Here is a 13,392-nt window from a genome sequence, read left to right on the forward strand (position 1 = left end):
ACGTGAAAGGATTGCCCGACCTTGAAGCCTGGGCCTTGTTCGCCAAGGTCGCCGAAACGGGGTCCTTCGCCCGGGCGGCGGCAGCCTGCCAGGTGTCCCAGGCGACGGTATCCAAAGCGATCAGCCGCCTGGAAGCCCGCATGAAGACGACGCTGATTCATCGCACATCACGTCGTCTGACGCTGACCGACAGCGGCCGGTCGGCACTGGATCGCGCCACCCGCATCCTGGAAGAAGGCGAAGCCATCGAAGCAGAAGTCACAGAACAGTCGCAGGCGCTGCGGGGGCGGGTCCGGGTGTCCGCGCCCATGTCCTTCGGCTTGGCGCGCCTGGCGCCGCTGTTGCCGGGGTTCATGACGACACACCCGGAGGTGCGGCTGGATGTGCAGTTCGATGATGCTCAGGTGGACCTGGTGGCCGGGGGCTTCGACCTGGCCCTGCGGATCGCCCGGTTGGCGGATTCGAGCCTGCTGGCTCGCCGCCTGTGCGGGGTGCGCATCCTTCTGGTGGGGGCCCCCGCGTATCTCGATCAGCATGGGCGGCCTCGCCATCCGCAAGACCTGCAGGCCCACCAGGCCTTGCATTATTCTTATGCGCATCATGGGACGACCTGGCACTTCCGTCATCCCCGCCTGGGTGAATTTTCGCAGTTCATGGCGGCCCGCTTGCGGGTGAACAACGCCGATGCCTTGATGCCCGCCTTGCGTGCCGGCCTTGGCCTGGCTCTGCAGCCCGAATTCCTGGTGTGGCAGGATCTGCAGTCCGGCGTGCTGGAAACCGTGATGGCACCGTGGGAAATCGCGCCCCTTGCACTGCATGCGGTCACGCCGCCAGGGCGCAACCGGCCGGCTCGTGTCCAGGCGTTCATCGATTATTTGCACGATGCTCTGGGGGAAGAGCTTTGGGCTCAGGACGCGCCGCGTCCCAAATCTGGGGAATAGGTGGCGGCCACGCGTTTGCTCCGGCTGGCAGCACTCCTATCCGGGTTGTCTTGCGGTGTGTGCGGGTGGCACCGTACACTTGCGACGAAATTTCAACCTTCCCCTTCCTGACGGCCCTACGGGCCGAGCCTCCATGTCCGATACCTACTTTCCCCGTTGGCGCCGCGTTTCAGGCACCGCCGACGGCGCCGTCGTGCAGCCCGATGAAACCATGCCCTTGCCGCAGACCGTGGCCATGGGCGCCCAGCACGTCGTCGCCATGTTCGGCTCGACCATCCTGGCGCCGCTCATCATGGGCTTCGACCCCAACATGGCGATCCTCATGTCCGGGGTGGGGACACTGATCTTCTTCCTGTTCGTCGGTGGCCGGGTGCCCAGCTACCTGGGGTCCAGCTTCGCCTTCATCGGCGGCGTGATCGCCGTCAGCGGCTATTCCGGCAGCGGCCCGAACCTGAACATTGGCGTGGCCCTGGGGGCCATCATCGTGTGCGGCCTGATTTATTCCGGTATTGGCTTGCTGACCATGCTGGCCAATGCCCGCCAGGGGGCGGCCGCCGACTGGATCGACCGCTGGATGCCGCCTGTGGTGACCGGTGCCGTCGTGGCCGTGATCGGCCTGAATCTGGCGCCCCTGGCGGCAAAGAACGCCATGGGTGGTTCGCTGTTCGAGTCGGCCATGGCCCTGCTGACGATCCTGTGCGTGGGCGGCGTGGCTGTCTACACGCGCGGGCTGGTGCAACGGCTGCTGATCCTGGTGGGGCTCCTTCTGGCCTGCATCCTGTACGCCATCCTGACCAATGGTCTAGGGCTGGGCAAGCCGATCGACGTTTCCGCCATCGTCGCGGCGCCCTGGTTGGGGCTGCCGAAGCTGACCGCGCCGGTTTTCCAGGCGCATGCCATCAGCGTCATTGCCCCGGTCGCCATCATCCTGGTGGCGGAAAATCTGGGTCACATCAAGGCGGTCAGCGCCATGACCGGTCAGAACCTGGACCGCTACCTGGGCCGCGCCTTCCTGGGTGACGGGGTGGCAACCATGATCTCGGGTTCGCTGGGCGGCACGGGCGTGACCACCTACGCGGAAAACATCGGTGTCATGACCGTCACCAAGATCTATTCCACCCTGGTCTTCGTCGTGGCCGCGCTGGTGGCCCTGCTGCTGGGCTTCTCGCCCAAGTTCGGCGCCGTGATCCAGGCCATCCCGGCGCCTGTGCTGGGCGGCATGGCGGTGGTTGTGTTCGGTCTGATCGCCATCGCCGGCGCCCGTATCTGGGTGGTGAACCAGGTCGATTTCAGCGACAACCGCAACCTGATCGTGGCCGCCGTCACGTTGGTTCTGGGAGCCGGGAATTTCTCTGTGGACATCGGCGGCTTCAAGCTCGACGGCATCGGCACCGCGACCTTCGGGGCGATCATCCTGTATGCGGTGCTGCGCGGTCGCAAGGCGGCAGCAGCCTGATCGGTGGATGTCCCTCCGCCCCGGAGGGACCAGTCAAGGAAAACACAGCAGGCTTGCTTTTTCCCGACAGATTGACCACAATAGCCTCAGCACCCCGGTTTTGGCCGGGGTTTTTCACGAGCGTGCCAGCAGACCACATCGGTCAGGCGCAGGGAATCAAACCCGCCACCCATGGCCCCGAGGGGCCCCACCGGTCAGGCCGCTTCGTTTCCGGCGACGGGTTTTTTCACCCGATCTTCGTCTTAATCTTGTTGTCAGGCGCCCCCGCGCGTGGGGCGTCTTTTACTTTGAGTCAGGAACTATGTCTGCGATCCCTTTGACAGCTCGCGGGGCAGAGCGCTTACAAGCTGAATTGCACCGTCTGAAGACAGTCGAGCGCCCCGAAGTCATCAACGCCATCGCCGAGGCGCGTGCCCAGGGCGACTTGTCCGAAAACGCCGAATATGATGCCGCGCGCGAGCGCCAGGGCTTCATCGAAGGCCGCATCCAGGAACTGGAAGGCACGCTGTCCAACGCCCAGATCATCAATCCCGCCGATCTGGATGTCCAAGGGCAGGCGGTGTTCGGGGCTACCGTCGAAATCGAGGATCTGGAATCCGGCGAGCGTCTGACCTATCAGATCGTCGGCGACCTGGAAGCGGACATCCGTGCCAACATGATTTCCGTCTCCAGCCCGGTCGCCCGTGCCCTCATCGGCAAGAGCGAGGGCGATGTCGTCGAAGTGCGCGCCCCTGCCGGCGTGCGGGAATTCGAGGTCTGTTCCGTCAGCTATCAATAAGGTATTTTCCCGGCAGGACACGAAACGGCCCGGGCCTGCCATCCGATGAATCGTGATGGCAGGCCCGGGCCGTTTGCCGATGTGGGCGGCTTAGCGTGGATTGCGGTTGCGCCGCGCACCCGCGCGTAGCGACAGCGCGCTGCCGCTGCTGCGGCGAGGGATCCCGTGCGCGGCACCGGCCCCTGGCCGGCCCGCGCGGGCGGGCCGGCCCTGGGAATCCGGCCCGCGGTCGTCCCGCGAGCCCCGGCCTTGTCGGCCGGGCGCGTCTTCCGATGTCGTGCGACGCGACCGAGCATCCGGTTTTTCAGACGAGGACCGGGCTGCTGGCTTGCCGGCGGCTGGGCGGGCCGCCTGTTTTTTGGGCACGTAGGGTTCGGACTTCTTGCGGATCGCCCGTGTGGCGTTTTCCGCCTCTACGGCAGCCTGTTGCGCAAGCACGTCGGGACGATAGATAATCAGCGTTTTGCCGAGATGGTGCACTGCGGCGCAGGACAGCGCTTCGCAGATGGCCTCGAGCATCGCTTCGCGATCTTCGCGCTCTGCCCCGGCCACGCGGACCTTGATCAGTTCATGAGCCGCCAGGCTGCGGTCGATTTCGCCCAGTACGGCGTCGGTCAGGCCGCGATCGCCGATCAGGACGACGGGGTGCAGGGGGTGTGCGGCAGCGCGCAGGGTGCTGCGCTGCTGAGAGGTCAGTTCGAGTTTCGGCATACTGGAATTGTACGGGAATGGCCAAGAAAAAATTCTCCCAAGCCTGGGTGCATCGGCATATTAATGATCCTTACGTCAAAATGGCGCAACAGAAGGGTTATAGGGCGCGCGCAGCCTTCAAGCTCATCGAAATCCTGGAAGCCGAACGGCTGCTGCGCCGGGGAGATGTGGTCATCGATCTGGGCGCGACGCCCGGCAGCTGGTCGCAGGTTGTGCGCGAGCGGCTGGCGGCGGCTGGCGGGGCGATCGACGGGCGCATCGTGGCGCTGGATCTGCTCCCCATGGAACCCATCGCCGGCGTCGAATTCATCCAGGGCGACTTCCGGGACGACGAGGTGCTGCAGCAGTTGCGCGATGGCCTGCGGGGCCAGCCGGTGGACCTTGTGATTTCCGATATGGCCCCCAATTTATCCGGTGTGGCTTCGGCGGATTCCGCCCGCATCGCCCACGTCTGCGAACTCGCGCTGGAATTCGCCTGCAATCACCTGAAGCCGGATGGCGCGCTGATCGTCAAGGCCTTTCACGGCAGCGGCTTTTCGCAGATCGTACAGGCCTTCAAACAGCATTTCGTGCGGGTGGTCGAGCGCAAACCCAAGGCGTCGCGGGACGAATCCTCCGAGACGTTCCTGGTCGGGCGGGGGCTCAAGGCCCCCCGCGACACGGCGGACTGACCGCCTGCCGGCCCTCTGCGGCCAGCGGGTGGATTCAGGTAGAATGAAGCATTGACGTATTTGTCAGCTTGTTGTAACCGCACACGGGGGCGGGTGACAGGCCGGCAGCAGTAAAACCCAGGAGGTTGGCTTTGAACAACTCGTTTTCCAAGATCGCGGTCTGGCTGGTGATCGCGCTCGTGCTCTTTACGGTGTTCAAACAGTTCGACGGGCGTCCCGTTTCGGGCTCCGACACCGTGACCTACACGCAGTTCATGAACGACGCGCGTGCCGGCCGGATCAACAAGGTCGACATCCAGGGCGATACCATCTACGTCACGCCCGACTCCGGTCGTGCCTATAGCCTGACCTCGCCCGGCGATCTGTGGATGGTCCCCGAACTGGTGAAAGACGGCGTGCAGGTGTCCGGCAAGGCCCGCGAAGAACCGTCCTTCCTGACCAGCCTGTTCATTTCCTGGTTCCCGATGCTGTTGCTGATCGGGGTGTGGATTTTCTTCATGCGCCAGATGCAGGGCGGCGGAAAGGGCGGGGCGTTCAGCTTCGGAAAATCCCGCGCCCGCATGATGGATGAAAACAACAACAACATCACCTTTGCGGATGTCGCCGGCTGCGACGAGGCCAAGGAAGACGTCCAGGAACTGGTCGACTTCCTGCGCGATCCCACCAAATTCCAGCGCCTGGGCGGGCGTATTCCGCGCGGCGTGCTGATGGTCGGCCCTCCGGGCACGGGTAAAACACTGCTGGCCAAGGCCATCGCCGGCGAGGCGAAGGTCCCGTTCTTCAGCATTTCCGGTTCCGACTTCGTCGAAATGTTCGTCGGCGTGGGCGCGGCCCGCGTGCGCGACATGTTCGAGAACGCGAAAAAGCAATCTCCCTGCATCATCTTCATCGATGAAATCGATGCGGTGGGCCGTCAGCGCGGCGCCGGCCTGGGTGGTGGCAACGACGAACGCGAACAGACGCTGAACCAGTTGCTGGTGGAAATGGACGGTTTCGAGACCGGCCAGGGTGTGCTGGTCATTGCCGCCACCAACCGTCCCGATGTGCTGGATCCGGCGCTGTTGCGTCCGGGCCGCTTCGATCGCCAGGTGGTCGTCTCGCTGCCCGACATCCGCGGGCGCGAACAGATCCTGAAGGTCCACATGCGCAAGGTCCCCATTGCGCAGGACGTGGACGCCAACGTGCTGGCACGTGGCACACCCGGTTTTTCCGGTGCCGACCTGGCCAACCTGATCAACGAGGGTGCCCTGTTCGCCGCCCGGCGTAATGGCCGTACGGTCGACATGAGCGATCTGGAAAAAGCCAAGGACAAGATCATCATGGGGGCCGAGCGCCGTTCCCTGATCATGCCCGAGGAAGAGCGCCGCAATACCGCCTATCATGAATCGGGTCATGCCCTGGTGGCGCGCATGCTGCCCAAGACCGACCCCGTCCACAAAGTCACCATCATTCCACGCGGCCGCGCGCTGGGGGTGACCATGCAGTTGCCCGAAAACGATCGCTACAGCATGGACAAGGACCGGCTGCTCAACACCATCGCCGTGCTCTTCGGGGGTCGCATCGCCGAAGAAGTCTTCATGCACCAGATGACGACGGGCGCCTCGAACGATTTCGAGCGCGCCACCGCGATCGCCCGCGACATCGTGACCCGCTATGGCATGACGGATTCGCTGGGCCCCGTGGTGTACGCCGAGAACGAAGGTGAAGTCTTCCTGGGACGCAGCGTGACGAAAACCACGCACGTGTCCGAGGCCACCATGCAGAAGGTCGATTCGGAAATCCGCAGCATCATCGATGAACAATATCGTGTGGCCCGAGACCTGATCGAATCCAACCAGGACAAAATGCACGCCATGGCCAACGCCCTGCTCGAATGGGAAACCATCGATGTCGAGCAGATCGACGACATCATGGCGGGCCGCCCACCACGCGCGCCGCATCCGCCGTCGTCGGGCAACGACACGCCGCAGACGCCGCCGTCGTCCGGCCAGCCTGCCGCCAATCAGGACAAAGGTCCTGCCACCACTCCCGTCTGACCGGATCTTACGGATCATTCATGCAGTCATTTCTTCAGTGCGGGCGTTTCCAGCTGTCTCTGGAACGCCCGCTGGTGATGGGGATCGTCAACGTCACCCCCGACTCGTTTTCCGACGGCAATACCCATTTTCGGACGGATGAGGCTGTGGCGCACGGGCTGCGTCTCATCGACGAGGGTGCCGACCTGCTGGATATCGGTGGCGAATCCACCCGGCCCGGCGCCCAGGCCGTCACGGTGGACGAGGAACTGCGCCGCGTCCTGCCGGTGATCCAGGGGCTTGCCGAATGTGGGGTGCCTCTGTCCATCGATACCTGCAAGCCGGAAGTCATGCGGGCGTCCGTGCTGGCCGGTGCCGACATGATCAACGACATCGGCGGCTTCACGGTGCCCGGGGCCATCGACGCGGTGCGGGATTCCGCCTGCGGCCTGTGCCTGATGCACATGCTCGGCGAACCCCGCACCATGCAGCAGGATCCGGACTACGGTGATGTGGTGGCGGAAGTCCGGGACTATCTGGCAAACGGGGCCCGGCGTCTGCGCGATGCGGGGGTGTCGGCGGACCGGATCGTGCTCGATCCCGGGTTTGGCTTTGGCAAGACAGTGGCGCACAATTACGCCTTACTGCGCCAGTTGCCGCAGGTCATGGGGGACGAATACCCCAGCCTCATCGGCTTATCGCGTAAATCCATGATCGGCGCGGTGACCGGGCGTCCGGCCGACCGGCGGCTCGGGGGCAGCGTTGCCGCCGCCCTGGCAGGCGCGATGCGGGGGGCTCACATCCTGCGTGTCCATGATGTGGCCGATACCGTGGATGCCCTGCGGGTCTGGTCGGCCGTTGAACAAGGAGTCCGTGCATGACCGCACGTCGATATTTCGGGACCGACGGGGTCCGGGGCATTGTCGGGGGTGACCGCATCAATGCCGAGTTCGCCTTGCGCCTGGGCTATGCCGCTGGCCGTGTGCTCGCTCAGGACGCCGTGACGACCGGCCGCCCGACGGTGGTCATCGGAAAAGACACGCGCATTTCCGGCTACATGCTGGAATCCGCGCTCGAGGCGGGTCTGTCGGCCGCAGGGGTCGATGTGCTCCTGGCCGGTCCCATCCCGACGCCCGCAGTGGCTTACCTGACGCGTGCCTGGCGCCTGGCCGCCGGCATCGTCATCAGCGCGTCGCATAATCCTCATTACGACAACGGCATCAAGTTCTTCTCTTCGGCGGGCGCCAAGCTGCCCGATGAAACCGAAGCCGCCATCGAAGCCATGATCGAGCAGCCGGTCGGCTGTGCCGATTCGGCGGGACTTGGGCGTGCGCGCCGCATCAGCGACGCGGCGGGCCGCTACATCGAATTCTGCAAGAGCACGTTTCCCAACGAACTCGATCTGCAGGGGCTGAAGATCGTGGTGGATGCCGCGAACGGCGCCGCCTATCACATCGCGCCTCATGTCTTCCGTGAACTGGGCGCGGACGTGAGCGTCATTGGTTGCGAGCCGGACGGCTTCAACATCAACGAGAAGGTCGGTGCTACCCACCCGGAAACGCTGGTGGCCGCCGTGGCGGCCCAGGGCGCCGATCTGGGCATCGCTCTGGATGGGGACGCCGACCGTCTGCAGATGGTGGACGCCACTGGCCGGTTGTACAACGGCGACGAACTGCTCTACGCGATCGTGCGCGATCGGGCACGGACGCAACCGATCGATGGCGTCGTCGGTACGTTGATGACCAATTACGGCTTCGAGCGCCGGATGATCGAACTGGGGATTCCCTTCGAACGGGCGCGTGTGGGTGACCGCTACGTGCTCGAACTGCTGCATCAGCATGGCTGGCTGTTTGGGGGCGAAAGCTCCGGCCATCTGCTGTGTCTGGACCGGCATACCACTGGCGACGGGATCGTGGCCGCCCTGCAGGTGCTGGCCGCGATTCGCCACGCGCGGGCGCCGCTGGCCGATCTGGTGGCCGACCTGACCATGTATGCGCAGAAAATGGTGAATGTACCCTTGGCGCCGGGTCTGGACTGGCAGTCCCATGCTGGCCTGCAGGCCGCGTCCCGCGCGGTGCGGACCACGCTGGGCGATCGCGGCCGGGTGCTGATCCGTGCTTCCGGCACCGAGCCCAAGCTTCGCCTCATGGTCGAGGCCGACGATCCCGCGTTGGCCGAAGAAGGCGTGCGCCAGCTTGTGGCCGTCAAACTCACCTGAGTCCACGCTGTCGCATGAGTGACATATCGTTCGGGCACAATAGTCTCCATTTCCTGGACTTCCGGAGACTCCCATGCTGGCCTGCCAGCCTCTGCTGCAACCGCAACCGCATCCGCACCCGATGGAACTGATCGACTGGCCTGGGGTCGAGGCTGGCGGCCTGACCCTGAGTATCGCCCGGGCCCCAGCCGAGCTGGAGGAACTCCAGCGCCTGCGCTTTCGAGTCTTCACCGAGGACATGGGCGCGTATTTTCCAGAGGCGGAAGGCGACCGCGATGTGGACCACTTCGATCCCTGGTGCATGCACTTCATGGTGCGTGACGCGCAGTCCGGGCAGGTCGTAGGCACCTACCGGATGCTGACGCCCGAAGCCGCCCGGCGTGCCGGCACCTATTATTCCGCTTCGGAATTCGACCTGGAGCCGCTGCGGATGCTGATGCCCCAGCTGGTGGAGATCGGGCGATCCTGCGTCGATGCGCGGTTTCGCGACGGCACGGCCATCATGTTGCTGTGGTCGGGGCTGGCGCAGGTCATGAGGCAGGGTGGCTACCGCTATATGCTGGGCTGCGCCAGTGTCAGCCTTCGGGATAACGGAGTGACCGCGTCGGAAGTCTGGCGCAAGGCGCAGGATCTGATGGCGCGGCACCCCGATGCGCCGCGCATCCAGCCTCTGCATCCGTATCCGCTCGATCGGCTGGACAGCACGCTGCCGGCCCGGGTGCCTCCGCTGATCAAGGGCTATCTGAAGGTGGGCGCGACGATCTGCGGAGCCCCGGCCTGGGATCCGGATTTCCACACGGCGGATTTTCCGATCCTGCTGGATCTGGAATGGCTGGAAGAGCGCTATCGGCGGCACTTCGGGATGCCGTAAAAACCTATTTTTTGCTGATTTCCAGCATGAAGCCGGCCTTGCGCCAGACCTCGACCTCGGTCTTCAACAGAAAGCCGCTCAGGGGGTGGGAATCCAGCCAGTCGCCGTTTACCGACAGGGTGACGGTCTGGCTATTGGCGCGGATGCCGAAAGGCAATGTATCGACGGGTTCGCGGCGCCGCAGCAACAGCACGGCCAGACGCAGGCAGCACAGGGCCAGCCATTGCGTATGGTCGGGTTCGAAGTGACGGACTTTGGTCAGCCGGCCCTGGTGTCCCAGGGCCAGGAACGCCAGCAAATGCTGGTCGTCGCGGGAAAATCCCGGCATGTCGGCGTGTTCCAGGATGTAGGCGCTGTGCTTGTGGTAATCGTTGCGGGCGATGGCCAGGCCGACCTCGTGCAGTTGGGCGGTCCAGGCCAGCGCGCGGCGCAGTTCGGATATCCCCGCCAGGGGCGGGAACTCCAACTGGTCGAACAGCCGCAGTGCGATATTGCGCACGTGATTGGCCTGTTTGGCGTCCAGCTGATAGCGGCTGCTCATCTGGCGGGCTGTCTCGTCGCGCCGGTCATGGTGCGAGTCCCGGCCCAGCAGGTCATGCAGGACGCCGACGCGCAGCGCGCCTTCGCCGGCGTTCATGTGTTCGATGCCCAGTTCCTGGAACGCGGCGATCATGATGGCCAGACCGCCCGCCAGGACGGGAGCGCGTTCCGGCTTCAGGCCGGCCCAGTCCTGCAGGCGCGCTTCGCCGGCCTGGATGAGGGCGGTGGACAGGCGTTCCAGGCCGTCGAGGGTGATGTCGTCCGGGCTGAGCCCGTTTTCGACCAGGATGGCCAGCAGGCCCTTGGCCGTGCCCGATGAACCGTAGGCCTCTTGCCAGCCGATGCGCCGGTAGGTGCTGGTGATGGATTCCATGGTGCTGCGCGCCGCCAGGATGGCTTGGTGCATGCGTGCCTTGGTGATGCGGCCATGCGGGAAGAATTTCCGGGTCAAGCTTGTGCAGCCCAGTTGCAGGGATGCCAGCTGTTGCGGCTGCTCGCCCTGGCCGATGATGAATTCGGTGGAGCCCCCGCCGATGTCGATCACCAGGCGCCGATGCGGCGAGGGAGGCAGATATTGACTCACGCCCAGGTAGATCAGGCGGGCTTCCTCCTGGCCGGAGATGATTTCGATGGGAAAACCCAGGGCATGTTCGGCCTCGGGCAGGATCTCGGCGGCGTTGCGGGCCACGCGGAAGGTGTTGGTGGCGACGGCGCGCACATTGTCGGGAGAGAAACCCTTCAGCCGTTCGCCGAAGCGCCGCAGGGCAGCCAGCGCCTGGGCGATGGTGGGCGCGTTGATGCGCTGGTACTCGTCCAGGCCGCTGGCCAGGGCCACCAGTTCGCGGAGTTTGTCTTCTGTATAGATCTGAACCGCGCCGCCATGGCGCACAATTCGTCCGATGGACAGTCGAAAAGTGTTGGATCCGAGGTCGATCGATGCCAGCCGGTCGTCCATGAGGTTACCCGAGAGTGTTGCACTGTGCGATTATAGTGGCCGATTCATGACAGGAACTGGAGTCCCCATGCGAGGCGCGGAAGAAACGCCAACCCTTTTGAACCGCGAACTGTCGGTCCTGAAGTTCAACGAGCGGGTATTGTCCATGGCCGAACGCCCGGATGTGCCCGTGCTCGAACGCCTGCGATATCTCTGCATCGTGGGGTCCAACCTGGACGAGTTCTTCGAAATCCGGATGGCCAGCTTGAAAGAGCAGCAGCGCCAGACGCCCGAATTACGGAGTGCCGACGGGATGACGCCCGGCGAGGCCTTCGACCGCGTGCAACGGGCGGCTCATGTGCTGGTCGACCGGCAAAACCGCCTGCTGACGGGTGAAGTCATGCCCCGGCTCATGGAAGTGGGCGTGGGTCTGATCTATTCCACCGGCTGGACGGATTTGCAGCGGGAATGGGCCTACGGGGTGTTCCTGCGTGACGTGATGCCGCTGCTGACCCCGATCGGCCTGGATCCGGCGCATCCCTTCCCCCGGGTCTACAACAAGAGCCTGAATTTCATCGTGTCCCTCAGCGGCGAGGACGCCTTCGGCCGCGAGGGCCACATCGCCATCGTGCAGGCGCCTCGCGCTCTGCCGCGCATGGTCAAGGTGCCGCCCGAGATCTCCGGGATCCCCGACGGGTTCATGTTGCTCACCACGCTGATCAATGCCTTCGTGGGCGATCTGTTCCCCGGCATGAACGTGCAGGGCTGCTATCAATGGCGGGTCACCCGCAACAGCGACCTGTTCGTCGACGAGGAAGAAATCACCAATCTGCGGCAGGCGCTGCAGGGCGAACTCTCGCAGCGCAATTTCGGCGCCTCGGTGCGGCTTGAGATCGCCCATGCGCTGCCCCCGGACTTGGAACTCTTCCTGCAACGGGAATTCAACCTGGGGCCGGCCGATACCTATCGGGTCAATGGTCCGGTGAATCTGACCCGCCTCATGCAGCTGTGCAACCGGGTCAGCCGGCCCGACCTGGAATACCCGGTGTTCCGTCCCCGGATTCCGGCGCCGTTCGATGGCGACATGCAGCGCCCGGAGACCCTGTTCGCGGCGATTGCCGCCCGCGATCACCTGTTGCATCATCCCTACCAGTCTTTTCAGCCGGTCCTCATGTTTTTGCAGGCGGCGGCGCTGGACCCCCAGGTGGTGGCAATCAAACAGACCATCTATCGCACGGGCGAGGACTCCGAACTGATGGGGCTGCTGCTGTCGGCCGCCCGTGCTGGCAAGGAAGTCACCGTGGTGGTGGAACTCATGGCGCGTTTCGATGAACAGACCAACATCAACTGGGCCGCCCGCCTGGAAGAAGTCGGCGCGCATGTCAGCTACGGCGTCGTGGGGCACAAGACCCATGCCAAGATGGCCCTGGTCCTGCGGCGCGAGGATGGCCGCATCCGGCGCTACGGGCATCTGGGAACCGGCAACTATCACCAGCGCACGGCCAAACTCTATACCGACTTCGGTCTGCTGACCGCCAACCAGGCGATCTGCGAGGACATGGATCAGGTTTTTTCCCTGCTGACCGGACTGGGTGCGCGCCGCGAACTGAAACTGCTGTTGCAGTCTCCATTCACGCTGCATGAAACCGTGCTCAACCTGATCCGCTCGGAAACCGAGTTCGCGCGCGCCGGCAAGCGGGCCCGAATCCGCGCCAAGATGAATTCCCTGCTGGAACCCACCGTCATCAAGGCCCTGTACGCGGCCAGCCAGGCCGGCGTGCGCATCGATCTGATCGTGCGCGGGGCCTGTGCGCTGCAGGCGGGGGTGCCCGGTTTGTCGGAAAACATCCAGGTGCGCTCGATCATCGGCCGCTTCCTGGAGCATTCCCGGGTATTCTATTTCTATCAGGATGGCGCCGAACCGCTGTATCTGTCCTCGGCGGACTGGATGGACCGTAATTTCCTGCGCCGGGTCGAACTGGCCTTCCCGGTGCTGGACAAGACCTTGCGCCGCCGTGTGATCGACGAGTCCTTCACGTTCGCCTGGCGCGACAATCAGCTGGCCTGGGCCGCCCAGCCGGACGGTCGCTACCAGCGCGTGCGCAACCGCCGGCCGGCGTTCAATCTGCATCAATATTTGATGGCGCGGCTGGGGTGATTTCGGACATATGACAGCCCCTGCGGGCCGCGAGTTGGAAGGGGGCGTCAGTCTGTCATCAAACTGTCACACGGTATCTTTACCATGCAGTCCTGACGG

11 protein-coding genes are annotated in these 13,392 nt (G+C 64.4%); 9 read left to right on the forward strand and 2 right to left on the reverse strand.

Annotation, left to right across the window (positions count from 1 at the left end; all coding sequences use genetic code 11):
• Positions 1-2: 2 nt before the first annotated feature.
• The 3 genes from ABCV34_RS15530 to greA all read left to right on the forward strand — a co-directional run bounded on the left by ABCV34_RS15530 (position 3) and on the right by greA (position 3,175).
• A complete protein-coding gene (locus ABCV34_RS15530; protein WP_345797125.1) occupies positions 3-941 on the forward strand; it encodes a LysR family transcriptional regulator in 939 nt (312 codons plus the stop codon).
• A gap of 133 nt (positions 942-1,074) precedes the next feature.
• Positions 1,075-2,397, forward strand: coding sequence for a solute carrier family 23 protein (locus tag ABCV34_RS15535; RefSeq protein ID WP_345797126.1), 1,323 nt, complete (start codon positions 1,075-1,077; stop codon positions 2,395-2,397).
• Positions 2,398-2,698: 301 nt separating this feature from the next.
• Positions 2,699-3,175, forward strand: coding sequence for a transcription elongation factor GreA (gene greA, locus ABCV34_RS15540; RefSeq protein WP_345797127.1), 477 nt, complete (start codon positions 2,699-2,701; stop codon positions 3,173-3,175).
• A 90-nt stretch (positions 3,176-3,265) separates the two neighbouring features.
• On the opposite strand, the gene yhbY is transcribed toward greA, so the two are convergent.
• The gene (yhbY, locus tag ABCV34_RS15545; RefSeq protein ID WP_345797128.1) at positions 3,266-3,886 is read right to left on the reverse strand and encodes a ribosome assembly RNA-binding protein YhbY; all 621 of its coding nucleotides are present in this window, start codon (positions 3,884-3,886) and stop codon (positions 3,266-3,268) included.
• Positions 3,887-3,903: 17 nt separating this feature from the next.
• Here yhbY and ABCV34_RS15550 point away from each other — a divergent pair, with 17 nt between their 5' ends.
• The 5 genes from ABCV34_RS15550 (at position 3,904) to ABCV34_RS15570 (ending at position 9,661) form a co-directional block, all read left to right on the forward strand.
• The gene (locus ABCV34_RS15550; RefSeq protein WP_345797129.1) at positions 3,904-4,557 is read left to right on the forward strand and encodes an RlmE family RNA methyltransferase; all 654 of its coding nucleotides are present in this window, start codon (positions 3,904-3,906) and stop codon (positions 4,555-4,557) included.
• Positions 4,558-4,688: 131 nt separating this feature from the next.
• Entirely contained in the window at positions 4,689-6,593 is a 1,905-nt protein-coding gene (gene ftsH, locus ABCV34_RS15555) for an ATP-dependent zinc metalloprotease FtsH (RefSeq protein ID WP_345797131.1), read from the forward strand.
• Positions 6,594-6,613: 20 nt separating this feature from the next.
• Positions 6,614-7,453, forward strand: a complete 840-nt coding sequence (gene folP / locus ABCV34_RS15560; RefSeq protein WP_345797132.1) for a dihydropteroate synthase — start codon at positions 6,614-6,616, stop codon at positions 7,451-7,453.
• Positions 7,450-8,790, forward strand: a complete 1,341-nt coding sequence (gene glmM / locus ABCV34_RS15565) for a phosphoglucosamine mutase (RefSeq protein WP_345797133.1) — start codon at positions 7,450-7,452, stop codon at positions 8,788-8,790. The genes folP and glmM overlap by 4 nt, the downstream gene beginning before the upstream one ends.
• Before the next feature lie 121 nt (positions 8,791-8,911).
• Positions 8,912-9,661 (forward strand): GNAT family N-acyltransferase, encoded by a 750-nt coding sequence (locus ABCV34_RS15570; RefSeq protein ID WP_345798807.1) that lies wholly within the window; start codon positions 8,912-8,914, stop codon positions 9,659-9,661.
• 4 nt (positions 9,662-9,665) lie between these two features.
• Here the strand turns inward: ABCV34_RS15570 and ABCV34_RS15575 are convergent, their stop codons facing one another.
• Positions 9,666-11,156, reverse strand: coding sequence for a Ppx/GppA phosphatase family protein (locus ABCV34_RS15575; protein WP_345797134.1), 1,491 nt, complete (start codon positions 11,154-11,156; stop codon positions 9,666-9,668).
• A 67-nt stretch (positions 11,157-11,223) separates the two neighbouring features.
• Between ABCV34_RS15575 and ppk1 the strand changes: the two genes are divergently transcribed.
• On the forward strand, positions 11,224-13,293 hold the full coding sequence (gene ppk1 / locus ABCV34_RS15580; protein ID WP_345797135.1) for a polyphosphate kinase 1: 2,070 nt from the start codon (positions 11,224-11,226) through the stop codon (positions 13,291-13,293).
• Positions 13,294-13,392 lie beyond the last annotated feature (99 nt).

The organism is Castellaniella sp. MT123 (assembly GCF_039614765.1).
In the GTDB taxonomy this organism is placed as follows: domain Bacteria; phylum Pseudomonadota; class Gammaproteobacteria; order Burkholderiales; family Burkholderiaceae_B; genus Castellaniella.

Excerpts from the sequence above, each read along its gene's own strand:
- ABCV34_RS15535 (WP_345797126.1), top strand. The coding sequence starts at position 1,075 with ATGTCCGATACCTACTTTCCCCGTTGGCGCCGCGTTTCAGGCACCGCC.
- ppk1 (WP_345797135.1), top strand. The coding sequence starts at position 11,224 with ATGCGAGGCGCGGAAGAAACGCCAACCCTTTTGAACCGCGAACTGTCG.
- ABCV34_RS15575 (WP_345797134.1), bottom strand. The coding sequence starts at position 11,156 with ATGGACGACCGGCTGGCATCGATCGACCTCGGATCCAACACTTTTCGA.
- glmM (WP_345797133.1), top strand. The coding sequence starts at position 7,450 with ATGACCGCACGTCGATATTTCGGGACCGACGGGGTCCGGGGCATTGTC.
- ABCV34_RS15550 (WP_345797129.1), top strand. The coding sequence starts at position 3,904 with ATGGCCAAGAAAAAATTCTCCCAAGCCTGGGTGCATCGGCATATTAAT.
- folP (WP_345797132.1), top strand. The coding sequence starts at position 6,614 with ATGCAGTCATTTCTTCAGTGCGGGCGTTTCCAGCTGTCTCTGGAACGC.
- greA (WP_345797127.1), top strand. The coding sequence starts at position 2,699 with ATGTCTGCGATCCCTTTGACAGCTCGCGGGGCAGAGCGCTTACAAGCT.
- yhbY (WP_345797128.1), bottom strand. The coding sequence starts at position 3,886 with ATGCCGAAACTCGAACTGACCTCTCAGCAGCGCAGCACCCTGCGCGCT.
- ABCV34_RS15570 (WP_345798807.1), top strand. The coding sequence starts at position 8,912 with ATGGAACTGATCGACTGGCCTGGGGTCGAGGCTGGCGGCCTGACCCTG.